Origin of the sequence: Cupriavidus sp. SS-3 (genome assembly GCF_035818815.1) — a bacterium.
Lineage (GTDB): Bacteria > Pseudomonadota > Gammaproteobacteria > Burkholderiales > Burkholderiaceae > Cupriavidus > Cupriavidus taiwanensis_C.
Window position 1 is genome coordinate 121,168 of record NZ_JAYLVT010000009.1, and the last position, 16,879, is coordinate 138,046.

Sequence of the window (16,879 nt, forward strand, 5' to 3'; positions counted from 1 at the left end):
CGTAGCCGGCGACCTACTTCTTGGCCGAGCGCCAAGAAGTAGGCAAGAAACGCGTCGCCTAAGCGGCTGGCTAAGGCGGTGTTGCTGGTTCCAGCGGCGGTGACTTGCGGCCCTGCGGTTGGTGGTCCGGCCCTGCTGACGCTACCTGGATGTGCCTGGCGTTCGAGGTCGGATGGACGAACCCGACTTTAGGTCGGTGGCCGCCCGCTAACGGCGTTGTTGGTGGGACGCCTTCGGCTGCGCTGCGCGCGCTCCCTATCTCAGGTCTACTGCCCGGGCACGGAGTGCGTCGCTGCGCTCGCACGCGTTGTCGCTGGGGATCTCTCTGGCTTTTATTGCCGGCTTGTTTGCTCCCCTCTCCCGCGTGCGGGAGAGGGGCGGGGGTGAGGGCCGGCGCATCAACGAAGTCAACCGCATCAGTCCGCGCAGACTATCCCGCCCAGTCAGCAGCAGCATCCAGCGGATAAACCGGCCTCTCAACCCGCCGGAACGGAAACCGCTCATAGCGCGAACTGGTAACCCCCTCCCCGTCGCACTCGACCACCGCCTTGGCAATCGGCACGAACACCGGCCGGCAGTACATGCGCGACTTCAGCAGCAGGAACCTGGCCCGGTGCGGATCGATGCCGATATGCGTGAAGATCCCCAGGTCCCAGTGCTCTTGCGGGGTCTCGGTCACGATCACCTGCGCCGCGCCGATGTCGAGCAGGGCGGTGCGCCCCATGCGGATGCGCTGCCCGGTGTAGGTCGGCCCGGTGATGGTGTACTCGCCGTCGCTGATCGCCGCGACCGTGCCGGTCAGCGGCCGGCTTTGGGGATAGACCTCCAGTTGGGGTAGCGCCACCTTGTCGCCGACCGGCAGCGTGATGCTGGCCCCGAGGCCGGCGTCGACCAGCGCGGCAACCGCCTCCGGGTCGCACACGGGTCCGACCGCGATGCCGGTCAGGCCCTGCGCCAGGGCCTCGTGCAGTACCGCCATGTTGTCGCAGGTGCCGCCGGACATGCAGTTGTCGCCATGGTCGAGCAGCAGCACCGGCCTTGCATCGGCACGGTCCGCGCTGTCGGCAAGCTGCGCGGCGCGCGCGATGGAGCTGGCGAGCGGCTCGGCCTGGTAGGCGAAGGCGTCGCGCTCGGCCCAGGCCTGCGCCGCGATCCGGCTCGCAACCTCGTCGGCCCTGGCCGGGTCGCCGTCGCCGACGACAATCACGCTCAGGCAGGGCGCGGCGATGTCGGACAGGCCGAAGCCGGCCAGCACCGACACCGCCAGCATGCCGTCCCGCTCGGCCTGGCGCGCCAGCGCGACGGCGCGCTGCATGGCGCCTTCGTCGGTGCGGCTGCGCAGGGTGTGGGTGATCAGCGGCGGGCGCCGCCACGCCATCACCGGGCGCACGCGCCCGGCAATCATGTCGAGGAGCAGCCGGCCGGCATGGGCGCCGGCTTCATACATGTCCACGTGCGGATAGGTCTTGAAGCTGACCGCGATGTCGGCGTGGTCGACCAGCGCCTGCGTAATGTTGCCGTGCAGGTCCAGCGCGACCGCGACCGGCGCATGCGGCAGCACGGCACGCAGGCGGCGCAGCAGGTCGCCTTCGCCGTCGTCGCTGTTTTCCGCCACCATCGCGCCGTGCAGGTCCAGCATGACCGCATCGCAGCCGTCGGCGGCGGCGATGATGGTGTCGCACAGATGGGTGTAGGCCTCGGCGGCGACGCGGCCGCTCGGGTTGGCGCCGGCGATCACGGGCACCACGATTTGCGCACCGGCGGCCTCGGCCAGGTCGATGAAGGCGGCGGCCGCGGTGCGGGTGCCTTTGGCGACGCGATAGGCGGCGTCGCCATAGGCCGGCGAGAAAGCAGCCAGCGGCGTCGGCACCGGCGAAAAGGTATTGGTCTCGTGATTGAGTCGGGCAATCAGGATTTTCATCGGGCAGTCCGTTCCGGGTTCAGGGCCGCGTGGCGGCATCGAGCATGGCGTGCAGCAGCACGTTGCAGCCGGCCTCCAGGTGCTCGGGCCGGGCATCTTCGATTTCGTTGTGGCTGATGCCGTCCTTGCACGGCACGAAGATCATCGCGGCCGGGGCGACGCGGGCCAGGTAGACCGCGTCATGGCCGGCGCCGCTGATCACGTCCATGGCGGAATGGCCGAGCCGTTGCGCGCCGTTGCGCACCGCCTCGACCAGCCGCGCATCGAACGGCTGCGGCGGAAAGTACACCACCTGCCGCAGATCGATGGCGATGCCGCTGCGCGCCGCCAGTGCGACAACCTGCCCGCGCAGCGCCGCGTCCATCGCCGACAGCACCGTGTCGTCGCCGGCGCGCAGGTCCACTGTCATCGTGACCTTGCCGGGGATGACGTTGCGCGAATCGGGATGCACGCCGAGGCAACCCACCGTGCCGCGGCCATGCGGGGGATGATCGAGCGCGATGCGGTTGACGATGCCGACCAGCTCCGACGCCGCCAGCAGCGCGTCCTTGCGCAGCGCCATCGGCGTGGGGCCGGCATGCGCTTCCATCCCGGTCAGCACCACGTCGTACCAGCGCTGGCCGAGCGCGCCCGTAACCACGCCGATGGTGGTGTCGTTGGCCTCCAGCACCGGGCCTTGTTCGATATGCGCTTCAAAGTAGGCGCCGACCGGTCGCGCACCAACCGGTTCCGGCCCGGCATAGCCGATGGCCTGCAGCGCGTGGCCGACGCTGATGCCGTCGCGGTCGCGCTGCTGCAGCATGTCCGCCAGCGCGAACTCGCCGATAAACGCGCCCGAGCCCATCATCACCGGCACGAAGCGCGAGCCTTCCTCGTTGGTCCAGACCGCGACCTCCAGCGGGGCGTCGGTGACGATGCCGGCGTCGGCCAGCGTGCGCAGCACTTCGATGCCGGCGAACACGCCGTAGTTGCCGTCGAACTTGCCGCCGGTCGGCTGGGTGTCGATATGGCTGCCGGTCATCACCGGCGGCAGGGTGTCGTCGCGCCCGGCTCGCCGCGCGAAGATATTGCCGATGGCATCGACGCGAATCGTGCATCCGGCCGCCTGGGCCTCGGCGACGAAGAAGTCGCGGCCCTGGCGGTCCAGGTCGGTCAGCGCCAGCCGGCACACGCCGCCCCTGGGCGTGGCGCCGATGGTGGCCAGGCGCATCAGGGTGTCCCACAGGCGCTGGCCGTCGATGCGCAGGTCGGCGCGCGCGCCGGCGCTCGCCGCGGCCGCGCGCGCTGCTTGCAATGTCGTCATGTCATTCCTCGTATCGGTCGGCCGGCGTTGCGGCCTCCATCATCGGGGTTCAAGCCGCCAGGCCGACGCCGAGATAGCGGTCCTTGACCGCCTCGTCGGCGCGGAACGCGTCGTTGCTGCCGGTGTAGACCACCCTGCCCTGCTCGATGATCACGTGGCGGTCGGCCAGCTGCGTGCAGACCTCCAGATTCTGCTCCACCAGCAGGATCGGCACGCCCGCGGCCTTGATGACCTTGAGCTGCGCCACGATCTCTTCCACGATCACCGGGGCCAGCCCTTCGACCGGCTCGTCGAGCATCAGCAGGCGCGGATGGTTCATCATGGCGCGCCCGATCGCGAGCATCTGCTGTTCGCCGCCGGACAGCTGCGCGCCGCCGTTGCCGCGCCGCTCGCGCAGGCGCGGGAAGATGCGGTAGATGTCCTGCAGCTGCCACGGCGAGTCGCGGCGCGCGGCCAGCTTGAGGTTCTCTTCCACCGTCAGCAGCTTGAAGATGCCGCGGTGCTCGGGCACCAGGCACAGGCCTTCGGCGGCAATACGGTGCGGCGGCATGCCGGCGACGTCCTTGCCGCGGAAAATGACGCGCCCGCCGCGCGGCTGGACCACGCCGGCGATGGCCTTGAGCGTGGTCGACTTGCCGGCGCCGTTGCGCCCCAGCAGCGTGACCAACTCGCCTTCGCCGACCGCCAGCGACACGCCCTGCAGCACATGGCTCTTGCCGTAGTAGCCATGGATCTCCTGAACATCGAGCATCATCCCTTGCCTCCGGTAATCATGTTGCCCAGATAGGCGGCGCGCACGCGCGGGTCGCCCCGCACGGCCGCGGGCGGCCCTTCCATCAGCACCTTGCCTTGCTGCATCACCGTGACGGTGTCCGAGATATCCATGACGATGTCCATGTTGTGTTCGATCAGCACGACGGTGTGGTCCTGCGCCAGCCCACGGATCAGCCGCTTCATCGCGCCGAGGTCGTCGACGCCCATGCCCGAGGTGGGCTCGTCCAGGAAGATCGCGCGCGGCCGCGCGGCCAGCGCCATGCCGACCTCCAGCCGCCGCTGCTGGCCGTGCGACAGCACGCCCGCAGCGCTGTCCGCAACGCGCGCCAGTTCCAGCCGTTCGAGCACCTGGTCGACCACCGCGCCACAGGCCAGCTCACCGACCGGCAGGCGCCATCCGCTCATGGCCTTGCGCGGCGACGTGCCCAGCGCGGCCAGGCGCAGGTTCTCGCGCACCGGCAGGCTCGGGAACAGGCTGGTGACCTGGAACGAACGCGCGATGCCGCGCTGCACGCGCTGGTAGTCGGCCTCGGCGGTGACGTCCTTGCCGTCGAAGACGATGCGGCCGGCGCTGACTTCCTTGGTGCCGGTCAGCATGTGGAACAGCGTGGTCTTGCCGGCGCCGTTGGGGCCGATCACCGAATGGATCGTGCCCGGCATCACGCGCAGGTCGACCCCGCCGAGCGCCATGAACTTGCCGTACTGCTTGACGATGCCGGTGGCTTCGAGGATGGGGGTGGTGTTGGTGGTCATGCGCGTTCCTCCTGCGTGACAGGCGCGCGGCGTGCGCCGCGCAGGCGATCCCATGCCGCGGCGCCCAGCCCCCACAGCCCGCGCTGCATGAACAGGCTGACCGCGATCAGCAGGAAGCCGAGCAGCATCAGCCAGCGCGGCCACAGCGTCGACAGCCAGTCCGCCAGCAGCACGTAGAAGGCGGCGCCCAGCACCGAGGCAAAGATATTGCCGGTGCCGCCGATCACGGTCATCACCAGGATCATCTCGCTGGCGTGGTAGTCGATATTGGTCAGCGGCGCGATGCCGGTCAGCATCGCGTGCAGCGCGCCGGCCAGCCCGGTGACCGCGCCGGAGACCATGAAGGCCAGCAGCTTGAACCTCTTGACGTTGTAGCCGACCGCCAGGGCGCGCTCTTCGTTGTCGCGGATCGCCAGCAGCGTGCGCCCCAGCACCGACTCGGTCACGCGCAGCACCGCAAGGAAGACCGCCAGGAACAGCACCGCGACGAAACCATAGAACTGCCACGGCGATGCCAGCGACACCAGCGCATTACCGGCGACGGACAAGGGCGGACGCGGGATGTCCAGCAGGCCGTTGTCGCCGCCGGTGATGCCGGGCGCCGTATAGGCGAGGAAGTAGAACATCTGCGCGAACGCGAGCGTCAGCATCACGAAGTAGGTACCGCGCTGGCGGATTGCGAACCAGCCGACCAGCGCCGCCGCGGCCGCGCCGATCACGATCGCCAGCAGCAGCGCCAGCGGCACCGGCAGGCTGGCGCGCGTCAATGCCAGCCCCACCGCATAGCTGCCCAGCCCGAAGAAGATGCCCTGGCCGAACGACAGCAGGCCGGTGTAGCCGAGCAGCAGGTTGCACGCCATCGCGGCCATCGCGTAGATCAGCACTTCGGTGGCGAGCGTGCCGGAGCGCATCGTCAGCGGCAGCAGCAGCGTGACGCCAAGTGCCAGCCACCAGAAGCGGTAGCGCAGGAGCCATTGTCTTTGCATCGCCATCATCCTCTCCCCAGCAAGCCATGCGGACGCAGCAGCAGCACCGCGGCCATGGCGACATAGATCATCAGCCGCGCGCCCTCGGGCCACAGCGTGCTCATCAGGCTCTGCACCACCCCCACCAGCAAGCCGCCCACCAGCGCGCCGGTGAAGCTGCCCATGCCGCCCACCACGACCACGATAAAGGCCACGCCCAGCGCCTCGACGCCCATGAACGGCTCGGCGCCGCGGATCGGCGCGGCCAGCACGCCGGCGATCGCCGCGGTGGCGGCACCCAGCGCGAACATCAGGCTGAACAGGCGGAACACGTTGATGCCGAGCAGCGACACCATTTCGGTCGATTCGCTGCCCGCGCGCACCGCGCTGCCCAGACGCGTGCCTTCCAGCAGCCACCACAGGCCGATGGCCAGCAGGCCGGTGAAGCCGATCACGAACAGGCGGTACTTGGGATAGACGAAGTCGCCCCACATCACCACGCCCTGCAGCGCATCCGGCGGCGGCACGTCGACGCCGAGCGGCCCCCAGCCGACGATGATGAGTTCCTGGATGGCCAGCGCCAGGCCCACCGTGACCAGGATGTGGAACTCGTGCGGCTGCGCATAGACGTGGCGCAGCATGACCTTTTCGGTCAGCCAGGCCAGCGCGCCGATGATGATCGGAGCGAATACCAGCGCCACCCAGAAGTTCATCCCGATCTGCAGCGCCTGGAAGCAGAGGTAGGCACCCAGCGCATAGAAAGCGCCATGCGCGAAATTGACGAAGCGCAACAGGCCGAACACGATCGACAGCCCTACCGCCAGCAGGAAGTAGAGCATGCCTATCCCAACGCCGTTGATCACCTGCAACAGATAGACGTTCATGAGTCGTACGGATGTAGGAAGCCTCCATGCCGCGCGGGACTGCGCGGCACGGTGCTTCGGTGTGCTTCGGTTGTGCGAATCGGCGGGGCGGCCGCCCCGCAGTGTCAGGGCATCAGGCCATCTTGCACTGGGTCTGCTCGACCGGCAGGAAGGCCTTGCCGACGCTGACGATCTCGGCGTAGTCGTCTTTATCCTTCATGCGCGACTTGGCCTTGCCCTTGAGCAGGTAGTAGTTCTTCAGCACCTGGTGGTCGGCGGCGCGGATTTCCTCCGGCCCGGTCAGGCCCTCGTACTTCATGCCCTCGAGCGCGGCGACCACCGCCTTCGGATCGGCGCTGCCGGCCTTGATCATGCCGTCCACCATGATCTTGGTGCAGATGTACGAGCCCGCCAGGCTGTAGTTGGGATTGGACTTGAACTTGGCCTGGGTGCGCTTGACCAGGTCGCGGTTCAGCGGTGTATCGACGCCGTGCCAGTACTGCGCGCCGAAGTAAACGCCCTCGCACAGGTCAGCACCGAGCGACTCGAATTGCTCCAGCCCCGAGGCCCACGCCAGCAGGATGGTGGTGTTCTTCTTCATGCCGAAGCTGATTGCCTGGCGCAGCGTGTCGGCGGACTGCGAGCCGAAGTTCAGGATCAGCAGCACGTCCGGCTTGGCGGCCAGCGCATTGGTCAGGTAGCCGCTGAACTCTTTCTCGGTCAGGGCGTGGTAGCTGTTGCCCACGTGCTCGATGCCCTTCTCCTTGAAGATCGCCTTCGCCGCCGAAAGCAACCCGTCGCCAAACACGTATTGCGGCGTGATGGTGTACCAGCGCTTCGCCTTGGGCATCGATTCGATCAGCGGCCGCACGGTGCGCTCGATCGCGCCGAAGGTCGGCACCGACCAGCGGAAAGTGGCGCGGTTGCAGTCCTTGCCGGTGATCTCGTCGGCCCCCGCGGTGGTCACGAACACGCCGCCGAACTTCTCCGCCTCCTTGCCCATGGCCAGCGATTCGGACGACAGGATGCCGCCCGCGAAATAGCGCGCCGCCTTCTGCTGCGCCAGCTCCTGCACCTTGCGCACCGCGGTGGCGGGCTTGCCTTCGGTATCGAGCACGCTGTAGCGCAGCGGCCGGCCCAGCACCTGGCCGTACTGGTCGATGGCGAGCCGCATGCCCAGGTCGGCGAATTTGCCGTTGGCGGCGAAGGCGCCCGACATCGGCACCGGGCAGCCGAATTCCAGTGCTTCGCCGGCGGCAAGGGCGCTGCGGCCATGGATCAGGGAGGTGGGAACGGCGGACAACGCCGCCAGTTTCAGCAGGTCACGACGATTCAAGGCTCACTCCTCGTTATGTGGGGATCGGGCTGCACGGGGGCGAAAGTCTGGCCAACGCCATGGCCTGGCGCTGCGCCGTCTCCCCGACATGCTGGTGACTTTCGCCCGGCGCGGAGACTGCCCGAGCAAGAATCGAACCTGTTTATTCTATTTATACGTATAAATAGAATAGAATCATCTTAGGAGTCGGCCGGAATCGTTGTCAACAAAGGAAAGGTCAGGGTTTACGCACCCTCGGCGCATGGCGCTGCGTGCGCCGCGCATGAGGCGACGGGACGACAGACAGGTGCGTGCGGAGCCCCGGCCATGCCAGTGAATCGGGCAGCATGCACGCGCCTGGGGCAAGCCGCGGCCCTGCGCCGGCGCGCTTGGCTAGAATGCAAGCGCCCGGGCCTCCATGGCTTGCGGCGCATGACAAGGAAAGAGCAATGGCGATGTTTCGGGAGGGCAAGACCGGCGCCATCGAGATCCGCAAGCAGAAGCGCGCGGACCTGGTGGCGGAAGAGCTCAAGCGGCTGATTACCCAGCGCAACCTGCGCCCGGGCGACAAGCTGCCGCACGAGGTCAAGCTGCAGCAGATGTTCTCGGTCAGCAAGAGCACCATCCGCGAGGCACTGAAGTCGCTGGAGGTACAGGGCCTGATCCGGGTCAGCACCGGGCCGGCGGGCGGCGGCACGATCGTCGAAGTGCCGCTGGACCGCACCTTCCAGCTGATGCAGAACTACCTGTTCTTCAAGGACGTCGGCATTGCCGACATCTACACCGTGCGCCGGCTGCTGGAGCCGGAGCTGGCCGCCGGCGCGGTGCCGCATCTGACCGATGACGATTTCAAGGCGCTGGAGCGCACCATCGACCTGTGCGACCCGGCCTCGGCCGCGGCGGCGACCCCATTGCTGGACCAGCGCCAGGAAGACCTGACCTTCCACGACATCCTGGCCGCCGCCAATCCCAACCCGATGCTGCGGTTCTCATGCGAGCTGATCAACGAGATGATTCGCCAGCTGGTGGTATTCGGCAACGACACCCCTGCGTGCGAGCACGAGAAATTCGGCGCGGCCAACGTCAAGTTCCACAAGCGCATTGTCGAGGCGGCACGCCAGCGCGACGCCGAGACGGTGCGCGCGCTGATGTCGGCGCATATGGAAGAGTGCACGCATTACGTCACGCGCATGAACGGGCGGGTCCACGGCCGCCTGGTGCTGGACTCCGAGATGCCGCGGCGCGGCCGGATGCTGCCGGCGGACGACGAATGAACCCCGGACCGGCGCACCCGCGCTCGCGTCAGCCAGCCGCGTCCAGGCGCGCCGCCGCACGCTTCAGCCGCGCCACGCCTTCGGCGATCTGCTCCGGCGCCGCGCCGGCGAACGACAGCCGGAACGCGGGCCGTGCGCGGCGCTGCGCGTAGAAGCCGGCCCCGGGTACGAACAACACCTTTTCGGCGATCGCATGCGGCAGCAGCGCGGCGGCATCGTCGACGCCCTCCAGCGCAGCCCACAGGAACATGCCGCCAGCCGGCAAGGCAAAGCGGATCCGCTCGCCGAAGGCCTGCCACAGCGCCTGGGCCAGCCGGTCGCGCTTGTCGCGGTAGAACGCGATCTCGCGCTCCACCTGCGCCGGCAGCCGCCCGTCCGCCAGGTATTGCGCGACCGCCAGCTGGATCCACGGCGGCGTGCAGAGATCCGACACCTGCTTGGCAATCACCGCGCGGCGGATGATTTCCGGCGCGGCCACCATCCAGCCGATGCGCAGGCCGGGCGCCAGCGTCTTCGACAGGCTGGCCAGGTGCACCAGCCACGGACGGGCGCAGGGCACCTGGTCGCACAGCGCCAGCAGCGACGGCGGCGCGGCGCCGTCGAAGCTCAGCGCGCCATAGGGATCGTCTTCGACCAGTACCACCTGGTGCCGCGCCGCCAGCTCCAGCAGCCGCAGCCGGCGCGCGGGCGACAGCGTGGCGCCGGTCGGGTTGGCGAAGGTCGGCACGGTGTAGATCAGCCGCGGGCGCGCCGCGCCGTCGGCCAGCATCGCCGCGAGCGCGTCGACGTCCATGCCGTGCTGGTCGGACGGCACGCCGCGCACGTCGGCGCCCGCCAGCCGCAGCGCCTGCAATGTCGCCGAATAGGTCGGCTCCTCGACCAGCACCACGCTGCCCGGCTCGACCAGCGCTCGTACCAGGAAATCGAAGCCCTGCTGCGAGCCGCTGGTGACCAGCAGCTGGTCCCGCGTCACGGCGGCACCGCGCCCGGCCATCAGCGTCACGAGGGCGTCGCGCAGCACGGGCGCGCCTTCGGTAGCGCCGTACTGCAGGCATTCGGCGGGCCGCTCGCGCAGCACCTGCGCGGATGCGGCGCCGATGCCGTCGGCATCGAACAGCGCGGCGGACGGATAGCCGCCCGCGAAGGAGATCATCTCCGGATCCGACAGGTACTTGAACAGCTCGCGGATCGGCGAGCCTTCCGGCTCGCGCAGCGCGGGAACGAACGGGTAGGCGACGGTCATGGTCGGCTCGGCGTCAGCATGCCGCGGCGGTCATCTTGAAGATGCCCTGCGCATTGCCCGCATCGAAGCCCAGGTCGGTGCGCGTGACCGCCTGCGCGTCATCGACGTAGCGGTCGCGGCTGATGAACTCGTAGAACGAGCCCGGCACCTCGCGCACCACCTCGGCGCCGTCCGCGCCGACAAAGGCGCGGCGCACCGGGTCGGCGCGGAACGCGGTCTGGCGCACGCGGCCGCTACGCGACACTTCGACCTTGTCCTTGATCGGCCGGCCCAGGCGCTTCTGCGCCTCGGCCAGGGCGAACACGTCTTCGACGCGGTCGGTGGCGTGGTTGAAGGCATTGCCCTCGGTGGCGATCCACGCCATCTCGGCCGATTCAGCCAGCAGGGCCTCGTAATCGGCCAGCCGCGGCGCTGCGTGATGGCGTTCGAAGCAGCGCGCCAGCGCACCGATCAGCTCGCCGGCATCCGCCAGCGGCAACGACCCTTCGCGCTCGAGCTCCCACAGCAGTGCCTGCGCGCGCGGCGTCAGCGGATCGACCGAAGTTTCCAGGACGCGGCTGACGGCCTGCTGGAAGCCTTCACTGAAACGCTCCGGGTGCAGTTCGCTGACAAAGAACTGCGCGATCTCTTCCGGCGCGTCTTCATGCGCGTACGAGCGCCCGGTCATGCCGATGCGGTCGAGCGGATAGGTGCCGTTGAGGCGGTAGCCCAGCGGCCGCAGGATACGCGTGAAGGCGGCCTCGCCGGCTGGCAGCGCGCCGTGGTCGGGCCAGCGCACGGTGCGCAGCGCGCCATGGTCGAAGTGGACCTTGCCGCCCGCTGCGGCCACGTCTTCGGTGTAGGCCTTGCCGGTCGGCACGCGCTCCAGGATGCCGGCGAACAGCACCAGGTTCAGCGCATGGGCAATCTCCGCGCGCGACGGGCGCCCGGCTGCGCCGGCCGGCAGCTGCGTGGGCGCGCTCACCAGCGCGGACAGGCGCTCGGCGCCGGCGGCGCCAAGGTGCAGGGAAACGAGTTGGTTGATGTTATTGCTCATGATGCAGGTAGGGCTCATCGGCCGGATAACGAGATGGAAATCAATGACGGCTTTCAGTCCACCGAAGCGCCGGACAGGCGCACGACCTCGCCCCACTTCTGGCGGTCCTTCTTCAGCACCTCGGCGAAGGCTTCGGGAGTGCTCGGCGCGGGTTCCGCGCCGAGGTCGCGCATGCGGGACTGCACGGCGGGATCGCCGAGCGCGCGCGCCAGGTCCTGGCTGATCTTCTGCGCCACCGCGCTGGATACGCCGCGCGGCGCCAGCAGGCCGAACCACGGGCTGGCGTCGAAGCCCGCCACCGGACCGGCGGCGGCCACGGTCGGCACGTTGGGCAGCGCGGACGAGCGCGCCGGCGTGGTCACCGCCAGCGCCTTGAGCTTGCCGGAGCGCACGAACGGCAGCGATGCCGGCAGGTTGTCGAACATCACGTCGACGCTGCCGCCCATCAGGTCGGCAATCGCCGGGCTGCTGCCCTTGTAGGCGACGTGGCTCATCTCGGTGCCGGTCATGCGCTGGAACAGCTCGCCGGCCAGGTGCGTCGAGGTGCCGTTGCCCGCCGACGCCATGTTGACGCGCTTCGGATTGGCCTTCAGGTAGGTAATGAACTCGGCCAGCGTCTGCACGTGCGCGCGCTCGGCAAAGGCGGGCGACAGCACCACCACGTTGGGCACGCGCGCCACCATCGTCACCGGCGCGAAATCGGCCACGGCGTCATAGGGCAGCTTCTTGTACAGGGTGGGATTGATGCCGAACTCGCCCACCGACCCCATCAGCAGCGTATAGCCGTCGGCGGTGGACTTGGCGGCGACGCCGGTGCCCACGATGCCGCCCGCACCGGGCCGGTTCTCCACCAGCACCGGTTGCTTCCATTGCAGCGCGAGCCGTTCGCCGACCAGCCGCGCCACCATGTCGGTGGTGCCGCCCGGCGGGTACGGCACGATGATGCGGACGGGCTTGGCGGGAAAATCCTCGGCGGCGACGATGCCGGATAGGGTCATGCCAAAGGCGAAAGTGCCGGCGGCCAGCGCGCTGAACAAGCGTTTCATTGTTGTTTTCCTGTCTACCTGATGGTTGTCGTTATGGCGGTGCCGCGATGGTGGGGGCCGCGGCACCAGGGCTGAATCATTTCTCATCAAGTCCGCCGGTTCAAGCGAGATTTCGGTATAGGATGATGACTTTATGTCATCAACTACCCTTCCCTTCCCGCGATGCGGCAACGCCTTCCCAGCCTTTCCAGCCTGCGCGCCTTCGAAGCCGCCGCGCTGCACCTCAACCTGCGCCGCGCCGCCGCCGACCTGTTCATCACGGAAAGCGCGGTATCGCGCCAGATTGCCGCGCTGGAAAGCCTGCTCGGCGTGCAACTCTTCCACCGCGCCAACCAGCGCATCACGCTGACCGCGGCCGGCGCGCTCTACAGCGTCCAGGTGCGCGAGATGCTGCGCAAGCTGCAGCGCGACACGCTGGAGGTGATGGCGCATGAAGGCGCAGGCGGCACCGTCGAGCTGGCGTGCGTGCCGACCCTGGCGGTCGAATGGCTGATCCCGCGGCTGCCCGATTTCTACGCGCGCCATCCCCGGGTGGTGGTCAATATCAGCGCCCAGTCCGACGTGTTCCTGTTCGACGGCACGCCCTACGATGCGGCGATCCACTTCGGCGAAGCGGTCTATCCCGGCGCGCGGGCGGATCTGTTGTTCGGCGAGGAATCCGTGGCGGTGTGCCACCCGCAGCTGTTCGGCCGCAAGAAGCGCCTTGACGCGAACGACATCGCGCATGCGCCGCTGCTGCACCTGGCCACGCGCAGTTTCGGCTGGAAGCAATGGATGGAGGCAGCCGGCATCGATGACGTCAACGCCATGCGCGGGGCCCGCTTCGACCACCACAGCATGGTGATCGCCGCGGCGCGGGCCGGCCTGGGCATCGGCCTGGTGCCGCATTTCCTGGTGGAAGAGTATCTGGCGAGCGGGCAACTGGTGAGCCCCGTGCACCGCTCGCTGCGCTCCACCAGCGCGTATTACCTGGTACAGCCCGATACGCGCCCGATGAGCCATGCCATGCAGCATCTGCGCGCGTGGCTGCTCGAGGCGGCCTCGGCATTTGCCGAGGGCCAGGGCGTGGGATCTGCCGGCCCCAAGTCAGCCGCGCGGGATTGAAGGCTGCAGGCGTGCGCGGCCTACCCCTTCTCCCCGCGCCATACCCGCTGCAGCTCCCACGCCGGCGCCTCGCCCGCCGGCTGCGGCAACGCCTGGGCCTCGGCCAGCATGGCGCCGGCCTGCGCCTGCAGCTTGTCGAGGCAGCGCGACAGCACCCGCGCCTCTTCGGCCGTCAGGCAGGCGGCCAATTGCGTATTGAAGTCGCGCGCCTGCGCAAAGGCGGCGCGGTAGACCGCCTCGCCCTCCTCCGTCAGCGTGAACGCGGCCGCACGCCGGTCCTGCGCGCGCGTTTCCCGGCGCACCAGGCCGCGTTCCACGAGCGCGTGCACGGCGCGGCTGGCCAGCACCTTGTCGAGGCCGGCGCTCTGCGCCAGTTCGGTCAGCCGCGTGCCGGGCTGCTCCCCCAGGAAGGAAATCATGCGCCATTCGCGCCGCGTCACGCCCGCCCGCGCGCGCAGGTGCAGCGCGGCCGCGCCCAGCGCGACCCGGTTCAGATGGTAGACCCGGTAGTTGATGAAATCGGCCAGCCGGCGGGGCCGCTGCAGGCGGTTGCCGTCGTTGTCGCGCGCCATGCCACACCTTCGATTTAGTTGACTTTGTCAATTATATCGACGGGTGTTAGCTTCCTCTGCAAGCCGGCCGCCGGCGCATAACAGACAGGAGACACCGTGAGCCCCAGCAACTTCGTTCCCCGCCTCGTCGCATGCCTGCTGGCAGTCGCCGCGGCCTGGTCCGCGCCGGCCAGCGCGCAGTCGGACCGGCCGCTGCGCATCCTGGTGGGCTACCCCGCCGGCGGCACCGCCGACCTGGCCGCGCGCCTGGTCGGCGACAAGCTGCGCGAGACCCTGAACCAGACCGTGGTGATCGAGAACAAGCCCGGCGCCGGCGGGCGGCTGGTGATGGACTACGCGCGCACGCAGCCCGCCGACGGCAATACGCTGGTGGTGGCCAACTCGGCGGTGATGACCATCGCGCCGCTGGTCTACCGCAAGCTCAACTACGATATCCAGCGCGATTTCACCCCGGTAGCGCAGGCCGCCAACTTCCAGCTGGCGCTGGCCACCGGGCCGGGCAGCCCCGCGCGCACGCTGAAGGATTACGTGGCGTGGCTCAGGGCCGGAGCGCAGAACAACTCGTACGCCTCGCCCGCGCTCGGCAGCATTCCGCATTTCTTCGGGCTGATGATCGGCAAGCAGGTGGGCGTCGACATGCTGCACGTGCCGTTCAACGGCTCGGCGCCGCTGATGAGCGCACTGGTCGGCGGGCAGGTGCCGGCCTCGGTCGACACCCTCGCCGACCTGACCGAGATGCACCGCGCCGGCAAGATCCGCGTGCTGGCGACTTCCGGCACGCACCGTTCGGTGGCGCTGCCGGAGGTTCCCACCTTCACCGAACTTGGCTACCAGGGCATCGAGGGCGAAGGCCGCTATGGCGTGCTGGCGCCGGCAGGCACGCCGCGCGCGGCGCTGGCGCGGCTCAATGCCGCCATCGTCAAGGCGTTGCAGTCGCCCGACGTGCGCGACAAATTCCTGAAGCTCGGGCTCGAACCCGCCACCGGGCCCGCCGAGGCCTTCGCCGGGGTGCTGAAGGCCGACGCCGCCAAATGGGCGCCGGTGGTCAAGGCCTCGGGCTATACCGGCGACTGACACCGCCAGCCGGCTTCCCGCAACCTTACCGACCATGACGATCCGCAATACCCTCTTCATCATGTGCGACCAGCTGCGGCGCGACCATCTCGGTTGCTACGGGCACCCGACGCTGCGCACGCGCAATATCGATGCCCTGGCCGCGCGCGGCGTGCGCTTCGACCGCGCCTATGTCACCTCCGGCGTCTGCGGCCCCAGCCGCATGAGCTTCTACACCGGCCGCTACGTCAGCAGCCACGGCGCCACCTGGAACCGAGTGCCGCTGTCGGTCGGAGAAGTCACGCTGGGCGAATACCTGAAGCACAGCGGCCGCGCGCTGGCGCTGGCGGGCAAGACCCATGTGATGCCCGACCACGCGAACCTGACGCGGCTGCACCTGGACGGCGGCACCGAGCTGGAGACGCTGCTGCGCAGCGGCCACTTCACCGAAGTCGACCGCCACGACGGCCACCATGCCGAGCCGCGCAGCGCCTATGCCGACTGGCTGCGCCGGCAAGGCTACGACAGCGCCGACCCGTGGACCGACTATGTGATCAGCGCCGAGAACGCGCACGGCGAGATCGTCTCGGGCTGGCACATGCGTAATGCCGGGCTGCCCGCGCGGGTGGCCGAGCCGCATTCCGAGACCGCCTACACCGTCGGCCAGGCGATGCAGTACATCGCCGCGCGCGGCGACGATCCGTGGGTGCTGCACCTGTCGCTGGTCAAGCCGCACTGGCCCTACCTCGCGCCCGCGCCGTACCACGCCGCCTATTCGCTTGATGACTGCCTGCCACTGCAGCGCCACCACGCCGAACTGGAAGACCCGCATCCGGTGCTGTCGGCCTATCGTACGCAGGAGGAATGCGCCAACTTCATGCGCGCCGAGGTCTCGGACACCGTGCGCCCCGCCTACCAGGGCCTGATCCAGCAGATCGACGACCGGCTGGGGCTGCTGTGGGAACAGCTGGACCGGCTGGGCCGCTGGGACGACACGCTGATCGTCTTCACCGCCGACCATGGCGACTTCCTCGGCGACCACTGGCTGGGCGAGAAGGAGCAGTTCTACGACACCGTGCAGAACATCCCGCTGATCGTCTACGACCCTTCTCCGCAGGCCGATGCCACCCGCGGCACCGCGCAGGACAGCCTGGTCAGCGCGGTCGACGTGGTGCCGACGGTGCTCGATGCACTGGGGCTGCCGCCGGCCGACCACCGCGTCGAAGGCCGCTCGCTGCTGGACCTGACGCGCGCCAGCGAGCGCGACGGTGCGGGTGCGTGGCGCGATGCCGTGGTCTCCGAGCTGGACTATGCCTATCGCGGCGCGCGCGTCGCGCTGGGCCGCCATCCCGGCGAATGCCGCGCCTGGATGGTGCGCGATGCGCGCTGGAAATACGTGCACTGGCAGGGCTTCCGGCCGCAGCTGTTCGACCTGCACAACGATCCGGAAGAGTACTTTGACCTGGGCTCCGACCCCGGGCATGAAGCCGTGCGCAGCGCCATGCGGCTGCGCCTGCTGGACTGGTTCTGCACGCTCAAGCCGCGCGTGACGGTGACCAACGAAGAGGTCGCGGCCAAGACCAACGTGTACAAGCAGGCCGGGGTGTTCTTCGGCGTCTGGTAATCCGATCGCTACCGCCCTGGCGCCTGAGCGCCC

General features: G+C 68.9%; 15 protein-coding genes. 4 read left to right on the forward strand and 11 right to left on the reverse strand.

The window, feature by feature from the left end:
• Positions 1–430: 430 nt before the first annotated feature.
• The 7 genes from U9J39_RS15790 to U9J39_RS15820 all read right to left on the reverse strand — a co-directional run bounded on the left by U9J39_RS15790 (position 431) and on the right by U9J39_RS15820 (position 7,915).
• On the reverse strand, positions 431–1,921 hold the full coding sequence (locus U9J39_RS15790; protein ID WP_326347482.1) for a M81 family metallopeptidase: 1,491 nt from the start codon (positions 1,919–1,921) through the stop codon (positions 431–433).
• Positions 1,922–1,940: 19 nt separating this feature from the next.
• Complete coding sequence (locus U9J39_RS15795) at positions 1,941–3,224, reverse strand: Zn-dependent hydrolase (RefSeq protein WP_326347483.1); 1,284 nt, start codon at positions 3,222–3,224, stop codon at positions 1,941–1,943.
• Positions 3,225–3,273: 49 nt separating this feature from the next.
• Positions 3,274–3,978: an ABC transporter ATP-binding protein gene (locus tag U9J39_RS15800; protein WP_062803034.1), complete on the reverse strand. Its 705-nt coding sequence runs from the start codon at positions 3,976–3,978 to the stop codon at positions 3,274–3,276.
• Positions 3,975–4,751, reverse strand: a complete 777-nt coding sequence (locus U9J39_RS15805) for an ABC transporter ATP-binding protein (RefSeq protein WP_115713178.1) — start codon at positions 4,749–4,751, stop codon at positions 3,975–3,977. Before U9J39_RS15805 ends, U9J39_RS15800 begins: the two co-directional genes overlap by 4 nt.
• A complete protein-coding gene (locus tag U9J39_RS15810; protein ID WP_116314483.1) occupies positions 4,748–5,743 on the reverse strand; it encodes a branched-chain amino acid ABC transporter permease in 996 nt (331 codons plus the stop codon). Before U9J39_RS15810 ends, U9J39_RS15805 begins: the two co-directional genes overlap by 4 nt.
• Positions 5,743–6,600 carry a branched-chain amino acid ABC transporter permease gene (locus tag U9J39_RS15815; protein WP_112776597.1) on the reverse strand — a complete coding sequence of 286 codons (858 nt, stop codon included), beginning with the start codon at positions 6,598–6,600 and terminating at the stop codon, positions 5,743–5,745. The genes U9J39_RS15810 and U9J39_RS15815 overlap by 1 nt, the downstream gene beginning before the upstream one ends.
• A 112-nt stretch (positions 6,601–6,712) precedes the next feature.
• Positions 6,713–7,915 carry an ABC transporter substrate-binding protein gene (locus tag U9J39_RS15820; protein WP_326347484.1) on the reverse strand — a complete coding sequence of 401 codons (1,203 nt, stop codon included), beginning with the start codon at positions 7,913–7,915 and terminating at the stop codon, positions 6,713–6,715.
• A 428-nt stretch (positions 7,916–8,343) separates the two neighbouring features.
• Between U9J39_RS15820 and U9J39_RS15825 the strand changes: the two genes are divergently transcribed.
• Entirely contained in the window at positions 8,344–9,168 is an 825-nt protein-coding gene (locus tag U9J39_RS15825; protein WP_025585039.1) for a FadR/GntR family transcriptional regulator, read from the forward strand.
• Between the two features lie 28 nt (positions 9,169–9,196).
• Here the strand turns inward: U9J39_RS15825 and U9J39_RS15830 are convergent, their stop codons facing one another.
• The 3 genes from U9J39_RS15830 to U9J39_RS15840 are packed head-to-tail and all read right to left on the reverse strand — an operon-like array spanning position 9,197 to position 12,493.
• Entirely contained in the window at positions 9,197–10,411 is a 1,215-nt protein-coding gene (locus U9J39_RS15830) for an aminotransferase-like domain-containing protein (protein ID WP_326347485.1), read from the reverse strand.
• Positions 10,412–10,424: 13 nt separating this feature from the next.
• Positions 10,425–11,447, reverse strand: a complete 1,023-nt coding sequence (locus tag U9J39_RS15835) for a DUF1338 domain-containing protein (RefSeq protein ID WP_326347486.1) — start codon at positions 11,445–11,447, stop codon at positions 10,425–10,427.
• Positions 11,448–11,500: 53 nt separating this feature from the next.
• Entirely contained in the window at positions 11,501–12,493 is a 993-nt protein-coding gene (locus tag U9J39_RS15840) for a Bug family tripartite tricarboxylate transporter substrate binding protein (RefSeq protein ID WP_326347487.1), read from the reverse strand.
• A gap of 162 nt (positions 12,494–12,655) precedes the next feature.
• Between U9J39_RS15840 and U9J39_RS15845 the strand changes: the two genes are divergently transcribed.
• Complete coding sequence (locus U9J39_RS15845; RefSeq protein WP_326347488.1) at positions 12,656–13,597, forward strand: LysR substrate-binding domain-containing protein; 942 nt, start codon at positions 12,656–12,658, stop codon at positions 13,595–13,597.
• Positions 13,598–13,617: 20 nt separating this feature from the next.
• Here U9J39_RS15845 and U9J39_RS15850 read toward each other — a convergent pair whose 3' ends face one another.
• The gene (locus U9J39_RS15850) at positions 13,618–14,169 is read right to left on the reverse strand and encodes a MarR family winged helix-turn-helix transcriptional regulator (RefSeq protein ID WP_116314488.1); all 552 of its coding nucleotides are present in this window, start codon (positions 14,167–14,169) and stop codon (positions 13,618–13,620) included.
• A 96-nt stretch (positions 14,170–14,265) separates the two neighbouring features.
• Between U9J39_RS15850 and U9J39_RS15855 the strand changes: the two genes are divergently transcribed.
• Positions 14,266–15,243 (forward strand): Bug family tripartite tricarboxylate transporter substrate binding protein, encoded by a 978-nt coding sequence (locus U9J39_RS15855; RefSeq protein WP_326347489.1) that lies wholly within the window; start codon positions 14,266–14,268, stop codon positions 15,241–15,243.
• A gap of 34 nt (positions 15,244–15,277) precedes the next feature.
• Entirely contained in the window at positions 15,278–16,846 is a 1,569-nt protein-coding gene (locus U9J39_RS15860; RefSeq protein WP_326347490.1) for a sulfatase-like hydrolase/transferase, read from the forward strand.
• Positions 16,847–16,879: the final 33 nt, after the last annotated feature.